This is a genomic window from Nocardia sp. NPDC059691, assembly GCF_042733915.1.
In the GTDB taxonomy this organism is placed as follows: Bacteria; Actinomycetota; Actinomycetes; order Mycobacteriales; family Mycobacteriaceae; genus Nocardia; species Nocardia sichangensis.
Genome location: NZ_JBHWFB010000001.1, coordinates 243,550 through 266,709 on the forward strand (window position 1 = coordinate 243,550; position 23,160 = coordinate 266,709).

The window sequence follows — 23,160 nt, forward strand, 5'->3', positions numbered from 1 at the left end:
GGGCTCACATCCGCCCCCGCCGCACACGCCACGGAGTCAACAGCGTCAGCCGCGGCGAGCCGCCAGCCACCAGAAGTCGCGGCCATCAAACACTGTAAAACGCGTCACATTGCCTGCTCAGCTCTTTGCGCAATCATTACCGGCCGGTAATATGTCTCATAAGTTACCCGCGAGTAGCATGCGGAAAACCGGCACGACTACCCGGTGGAGCGAACAACGGGCGGGAACGGCAACCATACCGACCGCACCAACTCAACGGAGAGTGAGTACTGACAATGGGTCACTACAAGAGCAACGTCCGCGACCTGGAGTTCAACCTCTTCGAGGTTCTCGGCCTCGGGTCCATCCTGGACAGCGGCGCCTACGGCGATCTCGACACCGACACGGTGAAGGAGATGCTCAACGAGGTGCGCCGCCTGGCCGAGGGTCCGCTCGGTGAGTCGTTCGCCGACGCCGATCGTAACCCCCCGGTCTTCGACCCCGAGAACCACACGGTCACGCTGCCGGAGTCGTTCAAGAAGAGCTACCGCACCCTGCAGGACGGCGGCTGGGACAAGCTCGGCATCGCCGAGGAGCTCGGCGGCCTGCCGATCCCGCGCGCCGCGTACTGGGCCATCGCCGAACTGATCCTGGGCGCGCAGCCCGCCGCCTTCATGTACGCCGCGGGCCCCGGCTTCGCGAACATCTTCTACAACAACGCCACCGACGAGCAGAAGAAGTGGGCGGAGATCGCCGCCGAGCAGGGTTGGGGCGCCACGATGGTGCTGACCGAGCCCGACGCCGGTTCCGACGTCGGCGCCGGTCGCACCAAGGCGATCAAGCAGGAAGACGGCACCTGGCACATCGAGGGCGTGAAGCGGTTCATCACCTCCGCCGACTCCGACGACCTGTTCCCGAACATCATGCACCTGGTGCTGGCCCGCCCCGAGGGCGCGGGACCGGGCACCAAGGGCCTGTCGCTGTTCTTCGTGCCGAAGTTCCACTTCGACCACGAGACCGGTGAGCTGGGCGAGCGCAACGGCGTGTTCGTCACCAACGTCGAGCACAAGATGGGCCTGAAGGTCTCGGCCACCTGTGAGGTCACCTTCGGCGGCCACGGCATCCCGGCCAAGGGCTGGCTGGTCGGCGAGGTGCACAACGGCATCGCGCAGATGTTCGACGTCATCGAGCACGCTCGCATGATGGTGGGCACCAAGGCCATCGCGACCCTGTCGACCGGTTACCTGAATGCGCGGGACTACGCCAAGGAGCGGGTCCAGGGCGCCGACCTGACCAAGATGACCGACAAGGCCGCGCCGCGCGTGACCATCACCCACCACCCGGATGTCCGTCGCTCGCTGGCCACCCAGAAGGCGTACGCCGAGGGCCTGCGCGCGGTGTACCTGTACACCGCCGCTCACCAGAACGCCGATGTCGCCCAGCACGTTTCCGGTGCGGACGCCGACCTGGCCGCGCGGGTCAACGACCTGCTGCTTCCGATCGTCAAGGGCGTCGGCTCGGAGCGGGCCTACCAGTACCTGACCGAGTCGCTGCAGACCCTGGGCGGTTCGGGCTTCCTGCAGGACTACCCGATCGAGCAGTACATCCGCGACGCGAAGATCGACTCGCTCTACGAGGGCACCACCGCGATCCAGGCGCAGGACTTCTTCTTCCGCAAGATCGCTCGTGACCGCGGCGTCGCGCTGGCCCACGTGGCCGGTCAGGTGCAGAAGTTCATCGACGCCGAGGCGGGCAACGGCCGCCTGAAGGGCGAGCGCAAGCTGCTGGCCACCGCGCTGGAGGACGTGCAGGCCATGGCCGCCACGCTCACCGGCCACCTGATGGGCGCCCAGGAGCAGCCGAGCGAGCTGTACAAGGTCGGCCTCGGTTCGGTGCGCTTCCTGCTCTCGGTCGGTGACCTGCTCATCGGCTGGCAGCTGCTGCGTCAGGCCGAGGTCGCCATCGCGGCCCTCGACAACGGCGCGACCGGCGCCGACGCGGCGTTCTACAACGGCAAGATCGCGGTCGCGCAGTTCTTCGCCCGCAACGTCCTGCCGGAGCTGACCGCCACCCGCGCGGTGCTGTCCAACCTGGACAACGACATCATGGAGCTGGACGAAGCCGCGTTCTGACCTTCGTTCCACCGCAACGGCACAACGGCCCGGAGATCCTCTCCGGGCCGTTGTCGTCTACATTTGTCGATTCGTGACGTTCGATCACCGCTCGACGCCGATTCTCTCCGGTAGATTGCGTGCTCCCGGGGAGCGACAAGAGCCTCCCGCTTCCCACAGTTCGGCACGAGAATTGTCGGCAGAGGTGCCCGAGGTGACGCGCAACGCAACTGGCATCGGCGCCTATCTGCGCGAACGACGCCTCGCCGCGGGGCTGACGCCCGCCCATCTCGCCGAGCGGGCCGAGCTCACCGAAGCGGTGCTCGACCAGATCGAGACAGGCGCGGTGGCGCCGAATCAGCCACTGCTGCAACAGCTGTTCGACGCGCTGGAGGTGCCGATCTGGTACCGCAAACATATCGTCGTGCTGTCCCTGCCGAATTTCTTCACGGACGCCTACGGACCCGGCCCCGACATGCCCACTCCGGACGACCAGGCCGACCTGCACAGCCTCCCCGACCCGGCCTGCTACCAGCGGATGCCGACGCAGGACCTGGTGGCAGCCAATTCCGCCTACGAACGCGCCTTTCCAGGTGCCCTCCCCCGAGGAAACGTGCTGGAGTGGATGTTCCTCGACGCGGCGGCCCGCCGGGTGATGGTGGACTGGGCCGTGGAAGCGCACCTGCTCGTCGACGCCTTCCGTATTCTGTCTCCGCTCGCGCCACGCGAGCGCGTCGAGGAGATCGCCGAACGTTGCCGCCGCTCCCCTGATTGGGATCGCATGTGGACCACCGAAGTGCGTCCCGCGGACCTCCCCCGCCGCCGATTGCAGGTGCGCGATCCAGCCTCGAGACGGGTCCGATCGATGAGCATGCGGGTCTACAGCCCAGAACTACCCGAGCGCCCGTGGTGGCTTTACCGGCTGGTGACGATCGGCCGAACGCGCTGAGTCCACCCACCGATGTAGGCGACATCGCGGCGGCGAACGGGCAGAATGACCGAGCAGACTGCGTCCCAGAGGAAGGGAATTGCCGGATGACTCGATCGCTGTCCGCACTCACCGGGGCCGGCGCGCTAGCCGCGGTCTTGGCGCTGGTCGCCGCCACGCCCGCCGGAGCCGACCCGAACAACGTCATTCCGATTCCGGCGATCAACGGCATTCACGGCCTGCCGGACCTGCCCGGGCCTGCCAGAGCGGTGTTCCAGGTGACCGGCATGGACAGCCCGAATCGGACCCAGAACGTCAACGTGCTCGGCACGGATCTCGGCATCATGTGGGACGACGGCAACGGCCGCATGATCACCGCCTTCGGCGACAGCGCGGGCATCGGGATCCCGAATCTTCTCGCGGGCAGCATCTGGGCCTGGACCAGCAATGTGCTGTTCCGCAGCTCCAGGCACGATCCGGCCGACGGCATCATCTTCGACGACGTGGTGCCGAATCCCATACCCAGCCCCAAGATTCCCGGCATCGAGATCAGCCTGATTCCCACCGCGGGCATCTCGGTGGGCGGCGTGCAGTACATGAGCTTGATGTCGGTGCGCGAATGGGGTGACCACGGGAAGTGGAACACCAACTTCTCCACCCTGGCCGCCTCCGGTGACGGCGGCACCACGTGGGCCCAGCTCACCCACACGCGTCGCGCGAACGTCGACGGCCACGAGAACTTCCAGCAGAACGCCTTCTTGAAGGCGAATGGCTACGTCTACCGCTACGGCACCCCGGCAGGGCGCAACAATCCCGGATTCGTCTCTCGCGCCAAGGAATCCGATATCGCGAATATCGACGCCTACGAATACTGGGACGGCAGAGAGTGGAAGCCCGCCGACGCCAAGACGGCGGCTCCGATCGTCGGCGGCGTCGCGGAACTCTCGGTGATGTGGAACGACTATCTGGGCCAGTACGTCATGTTGACCACGGATCCGGCCAACAGCGTCGTCCTGCGCACCGCACCGGCGCCGGAAGGGCCGTGGAGCGAACCGCGCGTCCTCATCGACGCCCGCGCGCTTCCCACCGCGTACGCGCCGATGATCTATCCGTATCAAACCGGCCGCGATCTCTACTTCGTGGTCACCCAGCACACCCAGTACAACGTGTTGCTGATGCGAACTCCGTTGTGAAGATGACGAATCCGCCCCTCCGGTGCGTGGCGGGGCGGATTCGGGAACCGTGTGCTCGGGGCTATTTCCTCACTCGCACTTGACGATCGGAATCGGGTCGTACTTCACCGTGCGGGTCTTGCGAGACACTTCGCGGCCGGTTTTGTGGTCGGTGATGACGCGGGTGTCGGAGATGGTGAAGCCGGGGCCGCCTTCGGAGGCGATGCAGTCCTTGCCCTTCGGCAAGGTGACCGTGTTGGGTTCGGTCGGTTTGGTCTTCTCGCCGGTGATGGACTCGACGTCGACCGTCTTCGTGCCCCACAGTCGCACGGTGATCTCGGTGGCGGTCGCCGAGGTTTCGATGTAGATGCCGGTCTGGGTGTTGTTGCGGAATTTCAGGTCGATCACGCCGTCGAAGACGGTGGCCTCGCGGGCGGCGGGGTAGCGGGAGATGTAGTAGCTGTGCTCGGTGTGACCCGCGTCCTCGAGACCCGCGAAATACGCCGCGTTGTAGAGCGTGGTGGCGAACTGGCTGATGCCGCCGCCGACGGCGGTGCTGGGACGACCGTGGTCGATGATGCCGGACTCGACGTATCCCTCCGCCGTGCCGCGCGGACCGGTGAAGTCGTTGAGCGAGAACGTGTCTCCCGGCTTCACGATCGCGCCGTCGACCTTCTTGGCCACGGTGCGGATGTTGACCCCGGATGGCCCGCTGAAACCGCCGGTGGTGAACGATCCGACGGGTTCGACCACGCCGAGCCCCTGTGCGGCCTCGGTGGTCAGCTTCGGCTCGACCCGTTCGTAGACCACCTGCGCGGTCCGCTCGCCCGGCGCGGTCAGCAACGCGGTGAGCTGTTCGAAGGTCTTGGGCCAGTTGATCTTGTCGCCGATCACGGCGGGGACGACGGACGCCTTGCCACCCGCCACCGCGAACGTCGCGTCTTTCGGTTCGACCTCCGTGGTGGCCAGTTGCGGCCCGAGCAGACCGATCGCGGCGTCCTGATTCACCGACGCGGCGAGACCGCCTTGCCCGTCCGGCGCGAAGGCCAGCACGGACGCGATCTGCTCCGGATCGAGCCTGCCCGAGGCGCCCTTGCCCGCGAACGCGATCGGCGAGCGCACCGCGGGCTGGGCGATCTCGCGCAGGGCCTTGTCCACGGCCTCCGGACGCACCTGCAGCGGCGCGGGGACGACGGGAAGGTCCACTGTGGCGCCGGTGACCCACCGCTCGGCCAGTTCCGTACGCGCGGCGGCGACATCGAGCACCCGGCCCGGAACCGGAGGCACCGCAACAGGTTCGGCATTGCGGAAGGTGATGGTGCCCTCGACCGACGGCCGGTCGTGCACCCGCAGTTCGGTGAGTTGGCGATCCAGGGCCGGTTCGTCGATCGCACTGACGATCGGCACTTCGCGGGTGGTGAAGAAGGAGGCGAGCCGGGTGAACGGGTTGAGCGGCTGGGAGCCGATCCGCGACCAGGTGGCATCCCAGTCCACGGCCAGTCCGGCGGCGCTCGGCACGATGCGGGTCTGCACGTCGCCGATGCGCAGCGGCAGTTCGCGGCCCGCCCTGGGATCCAGTTCGGCGCGCAGCTTCGCATCGGCCGCGGCCTTGTCCATGCCGCCGACGTCGACACCGGCGACGACGGTGCCACGCGCGACCTCGCCCGAGGACATCACCCAGTCCACCACGTAGCCGAGACCGGCGACCGCCAGCACCGCGCCCACCGCGATACCCACCCGGCGCACGACGGCGCTGTCCAGGCGTTTCGGCGGCGGGGGCGAGATCGGGCGACGCGCGGGCGCACGGCGGGGTGCGGGCGGCGCGGGCCGCCTCCGGGTAGTTTGCAGAGGCTGGGTGAGCTGTTCGTCGCCGGTCCAAGCGACCGACCGGTCCGCCGCCTGGGGCCGCTCCGCCCCGAGAAGCTGGCGCCATCCGACTTCGCCACCAGCCTGTGGGCCGCGTCCTCCGGTGCTCGGCTGGCTCGTCACGAACCGTCCTCCCCGTTCGATTGAATTGTGGACCCGCACCGCTGCGCGTCCCTGCCAACGATAGTGGTCCACACCGACAGTGCTCGCCACAGCTCGGGCATAGCGCACATTCCGCGCGAAGAACCGGGTACACCACACAAAGAGGCCCGCGCAGTTGCCGGGTCGGGGGTCAGGCAACTGCGCGGTGCCGATCTGTTTATCGGGCTGTAGCGGGCGGCGTTACACCCGCGAACCGAACCGTGATCGATCCCACGCGGAAGAATCGAGACGACCCCGCCGCAAGACTTGGCTACACGAGGGAGATGGATGGCATGCAGCTGGGAATGATCGGCCTCGGCCGGATGGGCGCCAACATCGTGCGCCGCATCGTCGAGGACGGACACACCGCCGTCGGATACGAACGTCGCTCCGCGCACATCGATGAACTGCGCGCCGAGCTCGGCGACGGCTTCCGGGGCAGCACCGACCTCACCGAGTTCGTCGGCATGCTGGAGACGCCGCGCGTGGTGTGGGTGATGATCCCCGCCGGGGCCACCGGTGCGGTGATCGAGCAGGTCGCCGAGCTGCTCGAACCGGGCGACATCGTCATCGACGGCGGCAACAGCCGCTACCACGAGGACCTCGTGCGCGCCGAGCGCTTGCGACCCAAGGGCATCCACTACGTGGACATCGGCACTTCGGGCGGGGTTTTCGGGCGGACTCGCGGCTTCTGCCTGATGATCGGCGGCGAATCCGAGCCGGTGAAGCACCTGGACCCACTGCTGAAATCCATCGCGCCTGGCCTCGGGGCGGCGGAGCGGACGCCGGGACGCGGCGGCGAGCCGTCCACGGCCGAGCTGGGTTATCTGCACTGCGGACCGGTGGGGGCGGGCCACTTCGTGAAGATGGTGCACAACGGCATCGAGTACGGGGCGATGGCCGCCTACGCCGAAGGGCTGAACGTCCTGCGCCGGGCCAACTACGGCGCCGAGCACACGGGCGAGTTCTCCGCGGAGGAGACGCCCCTGGAACATCCCGAGTACTACCGGTACGACCTGGACATCCCCGAGATCACCGAGGTGTGGCGGCGGGGGTCGGTGGTCGCGTCCTGGCTGCTGGACCTCACCGCGGCCGCGCTGCACGCGGACCCGAGCCTGGATTCCTACAGCGGCCGGGTATCCGATTCCGGCGAGGGTCGCTGGACGGTCGATGCCGCCATCGACACCGGCGTGCCCGTCCCTGTGCTGGCTTCGGCTTTGTTCGCGCGATTCTCCTCGCGGGGCGAAGCGGTGTACGCGGACAAAGTGCTCTCGGCGATGCGCAAAGCGTTCGGCGGGCATCTCGAGCTGCCCGGCGAGTAGGGCGCAGGTGGTCCGACCGGAATTCCGCTCGGACCACCTCGCGGTGTGCGATCGGTCAGCGCTCGAGGATCGCCACGACGCCCTGGCCACCCGCGGCGCAGATGGAGATCAGCGCGCGGCCGGAGCCCTTCTCGGCCAGCTGCTTCGCGGTGGCGGCGACGATACGGCCGCCGGTCGCGGCGAACGGGTGACCCGCGGCCAGCGACGATCCGTTGACGTTCAGCTTGCTGCGATCGATCGAGCCCAGCGCGCCGTCGAGGCCGAGGCGCTCCTTGCAGTAGGCGTCGGACTCCCACGCGGTCAGGGTGGCCAGCACCACCGAGGCGAACGCCTCGTGGATCTCGTAGTAGTCGAAGTCCTGCAGGGTCAGGCCGTTGCGGGCGAGCAGGCGCGGCACCGCGTAGGTCGGGGCCATCAGCAGGCCGTCGGGGCCGTGGATGTAGTCGACCGCGGCGACCTCGCTGTCCACCAGGTGCGCCAGTACGGGCAGCTTGCGCTCGGCGGCCCACTCCTCGCTGGACAGCAGCACCGCGGAGGCGCCGTCGGTGAGCGGGGTGGAGTTGCCCGCGGTCATGGTCGCGTCACCGGCTTTGACGCCGAAGACCGGCTTCAGCGTCGCCAGCTTCTCGATCGAGGAATTCGGCCGCAGGTTGTCGTCGCGGGTCAGGCCGAGGAAGGGCGTGATCAGGTCGTCGAAGAAACCGCGGTCGTAGGCGGCCGCCATGTTCTTGTGCGACAGATAGGCCAGCTCGTCCTGCGCCTCGCGCGGGATGCCGAATTCCTTGGCGGTGATGGCGGCGTGCTCGCCCATGGACAGCCCGGTGCGCGGCTCGGCGTTGCGCGGGATCTCGATGCCGAGCATGCTCGGGCGCAGTTGGCCGACCAGCTTGAGGCGGTCTTTGTTGGTCTTGGCGCGGTTGGCGTCGAGCATCCACTCGCGCATGCCCTCGCTGACGCCGATCGGGGCGTCGGAGGTGGTGTCGGTACCGCCGCCGACGCCTGCTTCGATCCGGCCCGCGGCGATCGCGTCGCCGACGGTGACGATCGCCTGCAGGCCGGTGCCGCAGGCCAGCTGCAGGTCGTGCGCCGGGGTGTAGGGGCTGAGCTTGCTGCCGAGCACGCTCTCCCGGATCAGGCCGTGCTCGCCGACCCGCTTGAGCACGGCGCCGCCGACGACCATGCCGAGCCGCTCGCCCTGCAGGCCGAAACGGCTGACCAGCCCGTCCAGCGCGGCGGTGAACATGTCCTGATTGGAGGCGTGCGCGTACGCCTTGTCGGAGCGAGCGAACGGAATCCGGTTGCCACCGACGATCGCGACCGGGCGGGTGGTCCTACCGGTCTTGGCGGCACTCTTCGCCGAACGGGCTTTGCTAGTCACTCGAGTCTCCAAGGTCTCGTGGATGGGTGTCCCGGCGGCCCGGTGGAGCACGGACATCTCCGCGCTGCTCGGCGCCCCGTCGCGGTTGTTTACATTAAACTTACTCTGGAGTAAGTTTAATGTCGACACATACCCCCGCAAAAGTGCGCCAGCAGACCACGCCGGGGCGATACCCCAGACCCGAGAGCCAGAACTCAGAAAAGGTAGGAATAGTGGCAGCCAGCAAGAGCAAGGGTGCTCCCAACCTCTATGGATCGTTCGTACACTCCGCGCCTGGCGCGTTCCTGGCCGGCAAGCTCGGCCTTCCGAAGCCGGAGAAGCTGCGCCGCTACGTCAAGGGCGAGCCGCCGCTGTCCGGGCCGGTGCTGATCGGCGGCAAGGGCCGCGTCGCCGAGCCGGTGCGCGCCCTGCTGTCGGACTACACCTTCGCCGACGCGCTGAGCCAGGGCACCAAGTACGGCGCCCTGGTGTTCGACGCCACCGGCATCGGCACCATCGAGGATCTCTCGCAACTGTTCGAGTTCTTCCAGCCCGCCCTGCGCAGCCTCACCCCGTCCGGACGGATCGTGGTCATCGGCACCACTCCCGAGCTGGCTTCCGGCATCGACGAGCAGATCGCGCAGCGCGCACTGGAGGGCTTCACCCGCTCGGTGGCCAAGGAACTGCTGCGCGGCTCGACCGCCCAGCTGGTCTATTTGCACCCGGAGGCGTCCGCGGCGGCGACCGGCCTGGAGTCGACCCTGCGCTTCCTGCTCTCGGCCAAGTCGGCCTTCGTCGACGGCCAGGTCATCCGGGTCGGCAAGGACGACGCGAGCGCGCCCGCCGACTGGGACCGCCCGCTGGACGGCAAGGTCGCGGTGGTGACCGGCGCCGCGCGCGGCATCGGCGCCACCATCGCCGAGGTGTTCGCCCGCGACGGGGCCCAGGTGATCGTGGCCGACATCCCGGCGGCGGGCGAGGCGCTGTCGCAGACCGCGAACAAGGTGGGCGGCACCGCGCTCGCGCTCGACGTCACCGCGCCCGACGCGGCGGAGAAGCTGGCCGAGTTCGCCACCGAACGTTTCGGCGGCATCGATATCGTCGTGCACAACGCGGGCATCACCCGGGACAAGCTGCTGGCGAACATGGACGAGGGCCGCTGGAACGCGGTCATCAACGTCAACCTGGCCGCTCCGCACCGGATCACCGAGGGGCTGGTGGCCAAGGGCGCGCTGAAGGAGGGCGGTCGCGTGATCGACGTGTCCTCGATCGCGGGCATCGCGGGTAACCGCGGGCAGACCAACTACGGCGCGTCCAAGGCGGGCGTCATCGGCATGGTGAACGCGGAGGCGCCGAAGCTGGCGGAGAAGAACATCACCATCAACGCCGTCGCGCCGGGTTTCATCGAGACCGCGATGACCGCCGCCATCCCGCTGGCCACCAGGGAAGCGGGCCGGCTGATGAGTTCGCTGCTGCAGGGCGGCCAGACCGTCGACGTCGCCGAGACCATCGCCTACTTCGCGAGCCCGGCGTCGAGCGCGGTGACCGGCAACGTCGTGCGGGTCTGCGGTCAGAGCCTGATCGGAGCATGATGGCCCAGGCTCCGGCAGGCAAGGAGAAGACCCAGGTGATCGCCCTCACCGAACCGCCGAAGAACAACCGCCTGTTCGTCAAGGCGGCGCTCGGCGCGGTGCCGCTGCTGTCGGCGCGCAAGCCGACGCTGCCGGACCGGGCCGTCCGGCTCGACGGGCTGCGGGTGGACCCGGATCATCTGGCCGCCTACTGCCGCGCGACCGGGCTGCGGTTCGGCGACGCGCTGCCGCTGACCTACCCGTTCATCCTCACCTTCCCGCTGGCGATGCAACTGGTGGTGGCGCGGGACTTCCCGTTCGTGGCGGTGGGCGCGGTGCACGCGCAGAACGTCATCGAGCGCACCCGCGAGATCTCGGTGAGCGAGCCGCTGGACATCCGCACCCACATCGAGAACCTGCGCGAGCACCCGAAGGGCCTGCTCGTGGACGCGATCAGCGATGTGAAGGTGGGCCGGGAGCAGGTGTGGCACCAGGTCACCACGTTCCTGCACCAGCAGCGCACCTCGCTGTCGGGCGGGCCGAAACCGGAGCCCAAACCGGAGGAGGTTCCGCCGCCGCCGCTGCGCACCCTGCGGGTGGATCAGAAGACGATCACCCGGTACGCGGCCGCGTCCGGTGACCACAATCCGATCCACACTTCGGCATTGGGCGCCAAGGCGTTCGGCTTCTCGCGATCGATCGCCCACGGCATGTGGTCGGCGGCGACGATTCTCGGGGCGGTCGAGGGACGCATTCCGGAGCAGACCACGTACTCGGTCAAGTTCGGCAAGCCGATCCTGCTGCCCTCCGCCGTCAACCTGTATGCCGATCAGGTCGAAGGCGGTTGGGATCTGGCGCTGCTCCACCCGAAGAAGGGGTACCCGCACCTGACGGCGACCCTGCGCTGAACGTTCCGCGAAGCCGCATCCCGATTCCCACGAATCAGGATGCGGCTTCGCGCTTTTCAGCGAGGTCGGCCGTGCCCTTTCGCACGGGAGCGGCCGGCTCGCCGCTCCAGCGCGGATCAGCAGTCGCAACCGCAGTCGCAGCAATTGCAATCCCCGCAATCGCAACAACTGCAATCACACCCGCCGCAATCTCCGCAATCTCCGCAGTCGCAGTTCTTGATCCACGCGTCCTTGCGTTCGCCCGTGCACGGTTGCGTGTGGTCGGCGCAGCACGCGTAGCCGGTGCAGTAAGCGCCCAGGATGAGCGCGAGAGATTCACCGATGCCAGGGCGGCGGGTCGGCGGGCGGTGGCGGGTTCCGTGCGCGTGGGCGCGGATGTCGGCCCCTTCGGGCGACACCGAGCAAGTGTGGGCGGCGAACGCGCCGAGCCCGCCGCCGAGCCGCCGCAGCACCGCGGTCAGCGGGTCGAGCAGCATCCAGCGTACGGTGGGAACCCGGCTGAGTTCGGCCGCCGCGACGGCCGCGCGCAGGCGCGAATTCGACTGCCGCATCAGGTCGTAGGCCTCGGGCACGCTGGTTCCGGTAACCGCGAGAGGGTTGAAGCGGTCGTGGGCGGCGTCATCGTCGTAGTCGGTTACGGCGTCGGCTAGATGCGCGATCCGGCCGAACTGCCATCCCGCCTCCCGCAGCGCGTTGACGTTGTCCGTGCGGTCGGCCAAGACGGCTGTGTGGGCGAAGAACTCCGACGCGCACAGCTGAGTGGGTGCGGTCAACCGGTCGATCGGGTCGGCCGACGGCGACATCGCGGAACGCCAATGCGAGGACTGGGCAAGGGATTCCGGCACGAATGCCGTCCCGCCCACGGCGACCAGCTCCTTCGCCTCCTGCTCCAAACGCAGCTGCGCGACGAGCGCCGCGACGAGCGGTTCGACGTCCAGACCGATCCGGGCCGCGCCCGCGCGAGCCTCCCGGTGCCATCGCGTCGCGGCTTTCGCCAGCGGCCCGCGCGCGAGCGCGACCACCTCACCGTCGTCCACGTGATCGCGAATCTTGGCCGCAGCCAACAACAACGACGCGGTGGTGGCGAGCTGGACGCCGGGCGCGCCCGCGGCGACCACCGACGCGCGGCGCATTCCGCGCAGCGGGCACGGCGCGGCGGTGGTGCGTGCCGCCGGTCCGGACTGGGCCTCGGTGAGCATGCTCAGCACCAGCGCGTCCTTGTTGGTGGTGGCGCGGGCGAGCTGACCGTGCCCGTCGCGCAAGCCGAGACACAAACCGCACAGATGCGCCCGCCATTCGGCCGCATCGATTCCATACTTCTGAGCGCCGTGCGCACACGGCCTGAGCAACCCGAACAATTCCGCCCCGTTTCTCCCCGGCTCTTCGGACGAGCCGGTCCGCGCTATGCGAACTCACGCACTTTGGCAGGAGGGCGGCGCGGAAGCAACCGATCCGGGCAATGGGCGGGCTACTCGGTTTTCTTCCGGCCGGCGAGACCGCGCCAGGCCAGATCGTCGAGCAGGTCGACGGCCTCGGCGACCTCGATCCGTCCGCTGGCCAGCCGGTCGGCGATGGCCTCGCCCGCGCCGATCACGGCGACCGCGACGACGTCGAAGTTCGTCCCCGGCTCGGCGTGCTTGGCGCTGGACTCCAGCAGTTTTGCGGTCAGCTCGATGACGCGTTCGCGCGCGTTCTCGATCTCCGAGGCGAACGCCTGCTGGCCGATGGCCTGCCGGTAGAGCACCTGCCAGGAGCGCCGGTTGCGGTCGACGAAGCCGAGGAACCCCTCCAGCGCGGTGCGCACCTGCTCGTGCGGCGTGAGCAGCGGGTTGCCCGCGGGCGCGACGGATTCGATGAACCGCAGCCCCTCGCGCTGGATGCAGGCGCGGAACAGTTCGTCCTTGGAGCCGTAGTACAGATACAGCATCGGCTTCGAGATCTTCGCCTCGGCGGCGATCGCGTCCATCGACGTGTCGTGGAAGCCTTTACGCGAGAAGACCTCCACGGCGGCGTCGAGCATCTGCTGCTCGCGTACCGCCCGCGGAAGCCGCTTCGTACCGCCCGCCATCCACACTCCTACCACAGGTGAATCTCATATATTACTCCAAGGTAAGTTCCGGCGGTCCGATTTGCTCACCAGTCGCCCGACCCGACCGTGCGGCGCGCCTCAGCAGCGCGGCAACGCACCTTTGTACGCGGCCAACCGCAACACCGAAGCGTCCACCTGGGCCATCGGCAGTCGCCCACTCGAAACCGCCTGCTCCAGCCGGTCGAGCACCTGGGGCACCGCGTCGGTGGTGATCCACAAGGCGCTGTCCGCGCCGGCGACCAATGCGGCCTCGACGGCGTCCTCGATCGACATCCGGCTGGTGATCGCGGCCATGCCACCGAGATCGTCGGTGAAGATCGGTCCCTGGAACGGCGCGGCTCCGTAGCCGGTGCCCTCGCGCAGCAAACGCATCGCTTCCGGGCTGATGCTGGCCGGGACGTTGGGTGTGGTCAATCCGGGCACGTCGAGGTGACCGACCATGACGGCCGCGCCCGAGCCGATCAGATTGCGGAACGGCACCAGGTCCGTGTTCTGCATCTGGTCCAGCGGCGGAGTGCGCACCGCGCCGGTGTGCGAGTCGCCCGAACCGGATCCGTGACCGGGGAAGTGCTTCATCACCGTGCCGACGCCGACCTCGCGCATGGCGCGGATGTAGGCGTCCGCGTAGCGGGTGACCACGTCCGGGTCGTCGGAGAAGGAGCGGTCGCCGATGACGGAGTCGTCCGGCTGGGAACTGACGTCGACGTCGGGAGCGAAATCCACCGTGACACCGAGATTCTTCAGCGCGCGACCCCTGGTCAGCGTCGCACTATAAAACTCATCGGGGCTCATGGTCTGCGCCGTCTGCCGCGCCGAGGGCGCCGCGCCGATCAGGTCGCGCACCCGCGAGACCCGGCCGCCCTCCTCATCGATGGTCACTATCAGCGGCACCTTGGCAGCCTGCTTCACCTGCTCGATCTGGCCGGAGGCGAGCAGCGCCTGGTCGGTCCAGCCGCCCACGAAGATGCCGCCGATCTGCTCGTTGCGCACCACGTTCGTGGCGTCGGCCGCGCCGGTGACGCCGACCGTCAGCAACTGGGCGAGCTTCTGGCGGGTGGTGAACTGCGCGAGGTATCCCGCGTTGCAGTCCGGCGGCGCCGAGCTGGTGACGGGGACCGCGGCGGTGGTCGCGTCCGTGGTGGTGGTTGTGCTCGATGGGGCCGACTCGGTGGAGCCACCGTTCGAGCAGGCGGTCGCGACCGCGGCGAGTACGGCGAGGACGAGCAGAGGCGTCTTCCGCATAGAGGTCAACCGTACTCGCCGCGACGTGCGCGACCGCAGTCGCTACGTCCCTACCGAGCAGGCAACTCGGGTGCGGCCGCGAACCTGCAGGTAGACCCCCGAAAACAAGCGCTCGACGCGGGCCTCCAGGGGTAATCTCGAGGTGTCGCCGTGCGTCCTTTCCAGGAGGTCATCGTGCCCTGCGATCTGATGCTCATCGCCTACGACGGCTCCGAGAACGCCAAGCGCGCTGTCGAATACGCCGGGCGATTCCTCACCGCCGACCGGGCCATCGTGCTCACCGCCTGGGAGCCCATGGTGCGGCAAGCGGCTCGCCTGTCCGGGCTGTCGGGAGTGATGCAACCGGAATGGGTGCCGGACGACGAGATCGAGGACATCGCCTACGTCGACGCGCGCGCCATCAACGCCGAGGGCGTGCGGCTGGCCGAACTGGTGGGTCTCAACGCCGAGGCGCGCACCGCCGAATGCGCCACCACCATCTGGAACGCCATCGTCGACTGCGCCGACGAACTGGACGTCGACATCATCGTGGCGGGCACCCGTGGCGCCACCGGCATCCGCGCGCTGCTGCACAGCAGCGTCGCGGACGCCGTCCTCAAGCATTGCCACCGCCCGGTCCTGCTCGTCCCGCCCGGCAAGAACTCGTGATCGCACTCGCGTGAGATATGGATCGCTACACCGCTGTGGGGCGCGGCGACGGGGTTACGTTGGGGGCATGGATGGGTTCCTGCTTGCCCGGGCCGACGGGGTTGTTCGTGGTCACGGGACCCGGGTCTGCTTCGACGACGCGCGACGAGCGCGGGCGGCGCTGCTGGACGGCAGTGCGCGGCTGGTCGTCGGCGCGCTGCCCTTCGATCCACGGGAGCCTGCCGCGCTGAGCGTGCCGGAGCGCGCCGTGCACACCGCTGGTCCATGGCGGCCCGCCGCGTTGCCCGAGCTGCCGCCGGTGCGCGTGGTGACCGAGGTCCCGAGCCCGGCCGAGCATGTGGCGCGGGTGACCAAGCTGGTCGAGCAGCTCAACGATCCCGCGCAACCGCTGCGCAAGGTGGTCGCGGCGCGGTCGGTGCTGGCCGAGGCGCAGTCCGCGCTCGACCCGGAAGTCGTCGCGGGACACCTGCTGACCCGGCATCCGCACGCGAACGTCTTCGCGGTCGATCTCACCCCCGCCGGACGCCCCGGCGCGACGCTGGTCGGCGCGACGCCCGAAGTGCTGATCGCCCGGCAGGGCGACAAGGTGACGCTGCGCCCACTGGCGGGCACCGCGCCACGGCGAGCCGATCCGGAAGCCGACGCCGCTCAGGCCGGGGAACTGCTGGCGAGCACCAAGAATCGGGACGAGCACGCCTTCGTGATCGACTGGATCCGCGAGCGGCTCGCGCCGGTCTGCGCCGAGCTGTCGATTCCGGAGAGCCCGGAACTGATCAGCACCCATGAGGTGTGGCATCTGGCGACACCCGTCACCGGGCGGCTGCGCGACAGCACGATCACGGCATTGGACCTGGCGCTGCTGCTGCACCCAACACCCGCGGTCTGCGGCACCCCCACCGACCTGGCGCTGGACACCATCACGCACCTCGAGGACGACCGCGGCTTCTACGGCGGCGCCGTCGGCTGGTGCGACGCCGACGGCGACGGCGCCTGGGTGGTCGCGATCCGCTGCGCGGAACTCTCGGCCGACGGTCGCGCGGTGCGGGCGTACGCGGGCGGCGGCATCGTCGCGGCCTCCGACCCGCAGGCGGAACTCGACGAGACCACCGCCAAACTGCGCACCCTGCTCGGCGCGCTGCACTGCGCTCTCCCGGCCCGCTGACGCGGCCGCTTTCCGGGCAGTCCGTCGGGCGCTCCAGCGTCGGCCGGGCGCGTCCAGCGGAGATTCGGCGGCCTGAACGCATACAAATACCGGACGCCCTGCTAGGTTGGCCGGGAACGTGCCTGCATCGACGTATTGGAGTACCGCGATGAAGTTTGCTGTCCCGGGTGTTGCGAGTGCCGTCGCGGGCGCCGTGCTGGGCGTGCTCAGCGTCTTCCTCATCACCATGGCGGTCCAGCAGAACTCGCGGCCGGAGATCGATCGCAGCGGCGACAAGGACTCCTCGCTGCTGAACAACGTTGAGTACGGCAGCCGCTGACCCGCTGACCTCCGCTTCACCCGCCGACTCGCTCGGATCGTCCGGGGCGCCGGGGCAGCACAGCACCGCGCCGCTGGGCAGACGTTGGTTCGCCGCGACCGTCGTCGTGGCGTTCCTGTTGACCTTCGTGCAGGCTCCCGGACTCACGGTCGCCGACACGAAATACGACCTGGCGCAGAATCCGCTCGGCTTCCTGGAACGCGCGAGCCATCTGTGGAGCAGCCAGGCGCCGATGGGTCAGGTGCAGAACCAGGCCTACGGCTACTTCTTCCCGCACGGCGCGTTCTTCTCGCTCGGCCATCTGCTGGGCGCGCCCGCCTGGGTGACGCAGCGGATCTGGTGGGCGCTGCTGCTGCTCGCCGGATTCTGGGGGATCGTGCGCCTGTGCGAGGCGCTCGGCATCGGCACGCGCGGCTCACGCGTCGTCGCCGCGCTCGCCTTCGCGTTGTCGCCGCGAGTGCTGACCACCGTCGGGTCGATCTCCTCGGAGACGCTGCCGATGATGCTGGCGCCGTGGGTGCTGCTCGCGCCCGCCGCGCTCGGCGTCGCCGGGCGCGAGCGGCGGCGGGGCGGGGCCGAGTCCGCCGCGGGCAGTGCGCTGGCGCTGGCTCTGATGGGCTCGGTCAACGCGGTCGCGACCGTGGCCGCCTTTTTGCCTGCGCTGCTGTGGTGGGCGGCTGCCTATCCGGCGATCGGCCGCGGGCGGACTGCGTCCGACGGCGTTCGATCGGGCTCCTATCGGCCCAGCCGCCGCTGGTGGCGTTTCACCGCCGCCTGGGTTCCGCTGCTGATGCTGGCCACGTTCTGGTGGGCGGTGCCGTTGCTGCTGCTGGGCAAGGTGAGTCCGCCGTTCCTGGACTACATCGAGTCCTCGGGCGTGACCACGCAGTGGGCCTCGCTCGGCGAAGTGCTGCGCGGCACCGACAGCTGGACGCCGTTCGTCTCGCCGGAACGCATCGCGGGCGCGGTGCTGGTCACCCAGCCCGCTGCGGTGCTGGCCACCGGGCTGGTCGCGGCGGCGGGCATGGCGGGGCTGGCCCTGCGGTCCATGCCGTATCGCGGCAGGCTCGTTCTGATTCTTTGTGTCGGGCTGGTCGGCATCAGCGCCGGGTTCGTCGGTGAACTGAGCGGACCGTTCGCGCAGTCGGTGCGCGTCTTCCTGGACTCCGGCGGCGCCCCGCTGCGCAACGTGCACAAGCTGGAGCCGCTGATCCGCATCCCGCTCGTGCTGGGGCTGGCGCAGCTGCTGGCCCGGGTTCCGCTGCCCGCCTCGGTACCGCTGAAGTCTTGGCGGAGCGCTTTCGCGCACCCGGAGCGGGACCGCGCGGTCGCGATCGCGGCGCTGATCCTCACCGCGCTGGCCCTGTCCACCTCGCTGGCCTGGACCGGCAAACTCGCCCCGCGCGGCGCCTACGACCGGGTACCCGCGTACTGGCAGCAGACCGCCGACTGGCTCGAGCACAACGCCGCCGATACGCGCGCCCTGGTGGTGCCCGGCGCGCCCTTCGGCAGTCAGGTCTGGGGACTCACGCGCGACGAACCACTGCAAGCGCTGGCCCGAACGCCGTGGGCGATCCGCGACGCGGTGCCGCTGAACCCGCCCGGCACCATCCGCGCGATGGATTCGGTGCAGCGGCTCATCGCCGACGGCAGGCCATCGGCCGGACTGGCCGCGACGCTGAGCGCCCAAGGGATCGGCGTCGTCGTCCTGCGCAACGACCTCGATCCGGAGACCTCCCGCTCGACCCGGCCGATGCTGGCCCATCAGGCGCTCGACGGGTCGCCCGGGCTGCACAAAGTGGCCGAGTTCGGCAACCCCATCGAATCGGCGGTGATCGCCGACGATCTGGTGGCCGACGGTGACCTGCGCCCGCCGTACCAGGCGATCGAGATCTACCGGGTGGACGCGCCGGGCCACGGGACACCCGCGGAAGTGCGCAGCGGCACCGGCGCGCCCGAGGCGTTCCCCGGCGCGTACACCGTCCCGCTCGGAGACGTCCCGGTCATCCAGGGCGGCCCCGAAGTGCTCGAGCGGATGCGCCGCGATCCCGGCCTCGCCCGGACACCCGCCTTGCTCGCCGCCGACGCGACCGAGGCCGGGTTGCCGCTCGGCCCGGTGACGGTCACGGATACGCCGATGGATCGCGAAGCCGATTTCGGCCGGGTGGACAACCACAACTCCGCGTTGCGCGCACCCGACGACGCGCGCCGCACCTTCAACCTGGTCCCCGACTATCCGGTGCCCGGCACCGAATTGGTGCGCGGCGAGTGGTCGGGCGCCACCGTCACCGCGTCGAGCTCGGCCGCCGACGCCACCCAGCTCGGCGGCGCGGCCCCGGGAAGTTCCACCGCGGCCGTCGTCGACGGCGATCCGTCCACCGCGTGGATCAGCAACGGCACCGAGCACGCCCTCGGCCAATGGCTCCGGCTCGATCTCGACCACCCGATCAAGGCCGGGCAACTGAACCTGACCACCAGTTCGGCCGCCATCGGCGACCCGGTCAAATGGATCGAGGTGCGCACCGCGAACGGCACCGTTTCGGTGCGGGTGCCCGAACCCGGCGCGCCGGTCTCGGTTTCGCTCCCCGCAGGCCGCACCGAGTGGCTGAAGATCACCGCGATTCGCACCGAGAACGGTTCCTCGGGAGGGCAGTTCGGGATCAGCGAACTCACGCTGGACGACTACTCGACGCGCAACGCGCCCGTCCGCGTCGACATCAGGCATCGCACCGTGGTGCCGTCGGCTCCCGCGGGCGCACCGATGCGGGGATGGGATCTCGGTCAGGAATTCCCCGGCCGCAGTGCCTGTTTCGACGCGCCCGACCGGGTGCGTTGCAGTAAAGGTCTCGCCTTGGCCCCGGAGGAACCGGGGGCGTTTCAGCGCACGCTGACCGTCCCGGAACCGATGTCGGTCGCCCCGGAACTGACCGTCCGAACCCGGCAAGGTCCGGCACTGGAGGCGCTGCTCACCGACCACGCCAGGCCGGTGGCCCGGGGCAAGGCCGACGTCGGCGACCTGCGCGGGGCCGCATTCGCCGCGACCGACGGCGATCCGCGCACGAGCTGGACCGCACCGGAGGACTCGGTCCGCGAGCCGACCGCAGGCAGGCCGACGCTCACCCTCGAGTTGCCCGAGCCCACGCTGGTGACCGGCCTCGAACTGACTCCCTCGCTCGGCGGTCTGCCCGCCGCGCCCACCTCGGTGACGGTGAACCTCGGCGACGGCCCGCAGGTGCGCGAGCTGGACGACGACGGCCGGGGCACGCCGACGCGGATCTCCCTGCATCCCACGGTTACCGACCGCATCGAGCTGAGCATGCGGACCTGGCGGCCGGTGCTGGACAAGACCGCGCTGGGTTTCGTCCAGACCCAGCCGCCCGGACTGGCCGAGGTGACGGTCATCGGACCGGACTACCCGGAGGCCGCCGCGCTGGACCGCGAGATCACCGTCCCGTGCGCACTCGGCCCGACGATCGACGCGGGCGGCCGGACGCTGCGCACCACGGTCACCGCCACCGTCGGCGAATTGCGGTCCGGTGCGCCGGTTCCCGCCCGGGTGTGTACGGACGAGGCGGACACACCGGAACTCGCGCTGCCGCAAGGCCGGGCCGACGTGGCGGTCGGTCCGACCGACCTATTCTTCGTGGATCGCCTGCGCCTGAACCGAACCGGGGCGGAAGCCGCCGCCGCACCGCCGACGAACGCGGGCGACCGCCTGCTCGTGCTGCCGCTGAGCACCAATGTCGGATGGCGCGCGACCAACGCGGACGGGCGCGTGCTCGAACCCGTGGTGGTCGACGGCTGGCAGCAAGCCTGGCTGCTGCCTGCCGATGCCACCGGCCCGGTGACGATCACCTTCCCGGTCGACCGGTGGTACCGCCTCGCCATCTTCGGCGGATTGCTGCTGCTCCTTCCGCTCGCGGTGCTGGCCGTTCCCCGCCGCGCGCGGCCTGCCGCGGGTATGCCTACCGACCAGGCGAATTCGAGCACCGAAGTGCCCGGCACCTGGGGCCGTCGCTGGATGGGCGCGATCGGGCTCACCGGCGCGGCCACCGTGATCGCGGGTCCGGTGGGCGGTGCCGCCACGGTGATCGCCTTGGCCGCAACGCGTTTCACGCGGTTTGTCACTCCGCGCGCGCTCGTCGTCGTCGCGGGCATGGGCGCCATGCTGTCCGCTGCCGCGCTGTCCACGGGCCCGTGGCGTTCGCCCGACCGTTATATGGGCGGCTCCGTGCTGGTGCAGCTGCCCGCGGTGCTCGCGATCATCGCGGTGGGCATCGCGGCGCTGCCTCGGCCGAAACACGCCGGTCGGCCCGGCGCGATCCGGCCGGACGAAACCGATCCGTCGACCGGAGAGCACTGACCCTCGCCCCGCGCGCCGGCCGGCGACCTCGGCCCGCGTGAACGCGCGGCGGCGCCGCTGGACAAGACGCCCATTCGCCGTGCGCCGCAACAGCACCCGTTGCTAACGTGACCACGCGTGAACACCTGTGCCGAATGCGGTTTCGTCTACGACTTGGCTTCGGCGGCCGACGTGCCGTCGCTGGCGCGGGAGCACGCCGTGGAATACGCCGACCTGCTCGGCGCCGACAGCGTCAAGTTGCGCGAGCGCGGCAAGCCCGATGTGTGGTCGCCGCTGGAGTACGCCTGTCACGTCCGGGATGTGCTGCTGGCCCAGCGCGAACGCGTGCTGGCCGCCCGCCGTTCGGACAACCCGCCCATCACCGCGATGGGCCGGGACGAACGAGTCGAGCACGACGGCTACGCCCAGCAGAACCCCGCCGACGTGGCCCGACAGATCCGTGACGCCGCCCTGCTGTTCGCCAACGTGCTGGAACGACTCGGCGACGACGACTGGGAACGCACCCTCGTCTTCCTCTACCCCGAACCCGCGGATCGCTCCCTGCGCTGGCTGGCGGTGCATACCCTGCACGAGCTGCGCCACCACCTGATGGACATCCACCGGCAACTCGACGGCTGACCTCGCGCGGGGCCGCCGATCAGGGCGCGGTCTCGGGTTCGGGGTTCCGCCGCACCCGGTCCCGGCGGCGGGCCCAGCGCCGCACCGGCTCTTCCACCAGCGCATAGCTGGCCGCGGCGACCGGAAGGGTGATGGCGAGCGTGAGAACCAGGACGTAACCGAAGTCGCCCTGGAACGGCAGGATGCCGAACACCGGGAAGACGATCGACAGCACCGCGAGGTGCCAGATGAAGATGCCGTAGGACCAGCGTCCGAGCGTCGCGGCCACCGGCGACTCCAGCCAGCGATGCCCGCGCGCGTCCGGGTCCCGCAGCACCAGCGGCGCGAGCAGCGCGAAGCCGATGATCGCGCCCAGCCCCATCTTCACCGCGTACTGCCATGGTTCGGCCCGAGTCAGACCCGCCGGACCGGCCAGATCGGTAGCCGCGAGCAGGAATGCCACCGCCGCGACGGCCCACATCAGGGGCTGATTCCCGCCGAATCTCCACCAGCGTGATAGCCGAACGCTATGTTCGGCGAGTTCCGCGAGGAGCATGCCCGCGGCGAACCAGGGTAGATATCCGGGCAGCCAGTTGTCCGCGTGGATCGCGTCGGGTGTCGGGACCGGAATGAAATTCCAGCCGAGACTGATGAGGGCGACGGCGACCAGCACCGGCACCCGCCACCGCGCCGCCGGTCCGCGCAGGCGCACCAGAGCGAACGCCAGCAACGGCAGCACCAGATAGAAGGCCACCTCCACCGAGAGGCTCCACATCTGCGTGAGGCCGTCGGTGAGCGTCAGCGGCACGAATACCTGCAACAGCGCCAGGTTCGACACCCAGACCCGAAGGCCCGCAGTTCCGGCGGCGCTGGGCAGCAGCACCAGTACCGCGCACACCACCACCCAGTACGCGGGCAGGATGCGGGCGGCGCGATGCCGCAGGTAGTAGCCCACGGGCGGGGCGGTGTCGAGTCCGCGCGCCGCCGCCGCGTGCGGACGCCAGAGCAGGAAACCGGACAGTGCGAAGAACACCGCCACCGCCATATCGAACCGGCCCCACACCCGTCCGATGATCGGCGTGCCCGCTGCGCCGGTCTGGAAGGCGACATGGGTCAGCAGCACACCGAGGGCGGCCATACCGCGCATGCCCTCCAAGGCAGGCACGAACGCGCGGGGGCGCACCCGTTCGGTCGCGGGCGCGGCGCTGGGCAGGGTTGCGGTCATCGGGCTCCAGTCTGCCTCGGCGGGTCCACAGTTGATAACCCGACGTTTCAGATTTCGCGCTAGACTCGGGCGATTTCTCGGCCGTTTCCGGCCTCGACGCCGCATGGTACGACATCGGACTGTTAGTGTCGGGGCTCACGAGTGCCGCGGCGTGCCCGCA

Annotated in this window: 17 protein-coding genes; 11 read left to right on the plus strand and 6 right to left on the minus strand. The window is 69.6% G+C overall.

The genetic code is table 11. The features are described from left to right. Positions 1-275 precede the first annotated feature (275 nt). The 3 genes from ACFV2O_RS01195 to ACFV2O_RS01205 all read left to right on the plus strand — a co-directional run bounded on the left by ACFV2O_RS01195 (position 276) and on the right by ACFV2O_RS01205 (position 4,211). Positions 276-2,111 (plus strand): acyl-CoA dehydrogenase, encoded by a 1,836-nt coding sequence (locus ACFV2O_RS01195; protein ID WP_355071375.1) that lies wholly within the window; start codon positions 276-278, stop codon positions 2,109-2,111. 193 nt (positions 2,112-2,304) lie between these two features. Further along, positions 2,305-3,039 (plus strand): helix-turn-helix domain-containing protein, encoded by a 735-nt coding sequence (locus ACFV2O_RS01200; protein WP_379249295.1) that lies wholly within the window; start codon positions 2,305-2,307, stop codon positions 3,037-3,039. 86 nt (positions 3,040-3,125) lie between these two features. Further along, positions 3,126-4,211 carry a DUF4185 domain-containing protein gene (locus ACFV2O_RS01205; protein WP_379249297.1) on the plus strand — a complete coding sequence of 362 codons (1,086 nt, stop codon included), beginning with the start codon at positions 3,126-3,128 and terminating at the stop codon, positions 4,209-4,211. 69 nt (positions 4,212-4,280) lie between these two features. Here ACFV2O_RS01205 and ACFV2O_RS01210 read toward each other — a convergent pair whose 3' ends face one another. Next, positions 4,281-6,269, minus strand: a complete 1,989-nt coding sequence (locus ACFV2O_RS01210; protein WP_379249299.1) for a VanW family protein — start codon at positions 6,267-6,269, stop codon at positions 4,281-4,283. 221 nt (positions 6,270-6,490) lie between these two features. Here ACFV2O_RS01210 and gnd point away from each other — a divergent pair, with 221 nt between their 5' ends. Next, entirely contained in the window at positions 6,491-7,519 is a 1,029-nt protein-coding gene (gnd, locus tag ACFV2O_RS01215; RefSeq protein ID WP_356962959.1) for a phosphogluconate dehydrogenase (NAD(+)-dependent, decarboxylating), read from the plus strand. 55 nt (positions 7,520-7,574) lie between these two features. Here the strand turns inward: gnd and ACFV2O_RS01220 are convergent, their stop codons facing one another. Further along, positions 7,575-8,897 (minus strand): acetyl-CoA C-acetyltransferase, encoded by a 1,323-nt coding sequence (locus tag ACFV2O_RS01220; RefSeq protein WP_355071367.1) that lies wholly within the window; start codon positions 8,895-8,897, stop codon positions 7,575-7,577. Between the two features lie 212 nt (positions 8,898-9,109). Between ACFV2O_RS01220 and ACFV2O_RS01225 the strand changes: the two genes are divergently transcribed. Next, positions 9,110-10,468: a 3-oxoacyl-ACP reductase gene (locus tag ACFV2O_RS01225; RefSeq protein WP_379249301.1), complete on the plus strand. Its 1,359-nt coding sequence runs from the start codon at positions 9,110-9,112 to the stop codon at positions 10,466-10,468. After that, entirely contained in the window at positions 10,465-11,355 is an 891-nt protein-coding gene (locus ACFV2O_RS01230) for a MaoC/PaaZ C-terminal domain-containing protein (RefSeq protein WP_355071364.1), read from the plus strand. Before ACFV2O_RS01225 ends, ACFV2O_RS01230 begins: the two co-directional genes overlap by 4 nt. A 116-nt stretch (positions 11,356-11,471) precedes the next feature. Here ACFV2O_RS01230 and ACFV2O_RS01235 read toward each other — a convergent pair whose 3' ends face one another. The 3 genes from ACFV2O_RS01235 to ACFV2O_RS01245 all read right to left on the minus strand — a co-directional run bounded on the left by ACFV2O_RS01235 (position 11,472) and on the right by ACFV2O_RS01245 (position 14,686). Next, positions 11,472-12,617 carry a regulator gene (locus ACFV2O_RS01235; RefSeq protein ID WP_379249303.1) on the minus strand — a complete coding sequence of 382 codons (1,146 nt, stop codon included), beginning with the start codon at positions 12,615-12,617 and terminating at the stop codon, positions 11,472-11,474. Positions 12,618-12,823: 206 nt separating this feature from the next. Then, a complete protein-coding gene (locus ACFV2O_RS01240; RefSeq protein WP_040870930.1) occupies positions 12,824-13,423 on the minus strand; it encodes a TetR/AcrR family transcriptional regulator in 600 nt (199 codons plus the stop codon). A gap of 99 nt (positions 13,424-13,522) precedes the next feature. After that, a complete protein-coding gene (locus tag ACFV2O_RS01245; protein WP_355071361.1) occupies positions 13,523-14,686 on the minus strand; it encodes a glycoside hydrolase family 3 N-terminal domain-containing protein in 1,164 nt (387 codons plus the stop codon). A gap of 174 nt (positions 14,687-14,860) precedes the next feature. Between ACFV2O_RS01245 and ACFV2O_RS01250 the strand changes: the two genes are divergently transcribed. The 5 genes from ACFV2O_RS01250 (at position 14,861) to ACFV2O_RS01270 (ending at position 21,796) form a co-directional block, all read left to right on the plus strand. Next, positions 14,861-15,334: a universal stress protein gene (locus ACFV2O_RS01250; RefSeq protein WP_364424870.1), complete on the plus strand. Its 474-nt coding sequence runs from the start codon at positions 14,861-14,863 to the stop codon at positions 15,332-15,334. Between the two features lie 67 nt (positions 15,335-15,401). Beyond that, on the plus strand, positions 15,402-16,496 hold the full coding sequence (locus ACFV2O_RS01255) for an isochorismate synthase MenF (protein WP_379249306.1): 1,095 nt from the start codon (positions 15,402-15,404) through the stop codon (positions 16,494-16,496). Positions 16,497-16,644: 148 nt separating this feature from the next. Next, positions 16,645-16,815, plus strand: a complete 171-nt coding sequence (locus ACFV2O_RS01260) for a DUF2613 domain-containing protein (RefSeq protein WP_083880942.1) — start codon at positions 16,645-16,647, stop codon at positions 16,813-16,815. Then, positions 16,796-21,178 (plus strand): alpha-(1->3)-arabinofuranosyltransferase, encoded by a 4,383-nt coding sequence (locus ACFV2O_RS01265; RefSeq protein ID WP_379249308.1) that lies wholly within the window; start codon positions 16,796-16,798, stop codon positions 21,176-21,178. The genes ACFV2O_RS01260 and ACFV2O_RS01265 overlap by 20 nt, the downstream gene beginning before the upstream one ends. 198 nt (positions 21,179-21,376) lie before the next feature. Then, positions 21,377-21,796 carry a DinB family protein gene (locus tag ACFV2O_RS01270; protein ID WP_379250094.1) on the plus strand — a complete coding sequence of 140 codons (420 nt, stop codon included), beginning with the start codon at positions 21,377-21,379 and terminating at the stop codon, positions 21,794-21,796. 19 nt (positions 21,797-21,815) lie between these two features. Here ACFV2O_RS01270 and ACFV2O_RS01275 read toward each other — a convergent pair whose 3' ends face one another. Further along, positions 21,816-23,000 (minus strand): acyltransferase family protein, encoded by a 1,185-nt coding sequence (locus ACFV2O_RS01275; protein ID WP_379249310.1) that lies wholly within the window; start codon positions 22,998-23,000, stop codon positions 21,816-21,818. Positions 23,001-23,160 lie beyond the last annotated feature (160 nt).

Excerpts from the sequence above, each read along its gene's own strand:
- ACFV2O_RS01195 (WP_355071375.1), top strand. The coding sequence starts at position 276 with ATGGGTCACTACAAGAGCAACGTCCGCGACCTGGAGTTCAACCTCTTC.
- ACFV2O_RS01205 (WP_379249297.1), top strand. The coding sequence starts at position 3,126 with ATGACTCGATCGCTGTCCGCACTCACCGGGGCCGGCGCGCTAGCCGCG.
- gnd (WP_356962959.1), top strand. The coding sequence starts at position 6,491 with ATGCAGCTGGGAATGATCGGCCTCGGCCGGATGGGCGCCAACATCGTG.
- ACFV2O_RS01230 (WP_355071364.1), top strand. The coding sequence starts at position 10,465 with ATGATGGCCCAGGCTCCGGCAGGCAAGGAGAAGACCCAGGTGATCGCC.
- ACFV2O_RS01240 (WP_040870930.1), bottom strand. The coding sequence starts at position 13,423 with ATGGCGGGCGGTACGAAGCGGCTTCCGCGGGCGGTACGCGAGCAGCAG.
- ACFV2O_RS01245 (WP_355071361.1), bottom strand. The coding sequence starts at position 14,686 with ATGCGGAAGACGCCTCTGCTCGTCCTCGCCGTACTCGCCGCGGTCGCG.
- ACFV2O_RS01255 (WP_379249306.1), top strand. The coding sequence starts at position 15,402 with ATGGATGGGTTCCTGCTTGCCCGGGCCGACGGGGTTGTTCGTGGTCAC.
- ACFV2O_RS01260 (WP_083880942.1), top strand. The coding sequence starts at position 16,645 with ATGAAGTTTGCTGTCCCGGGTGTTGCGAGTGCCGTCGCGGGCGCCGTG.
- ACFV2O_RS01275 (WP_379249310.1), bottom strand. The coding sequence starts at position 23,000 with ATGACCGCAACCCTGCCCAGCGCCGCGCCCGCGACCGAACGGGTGCGC.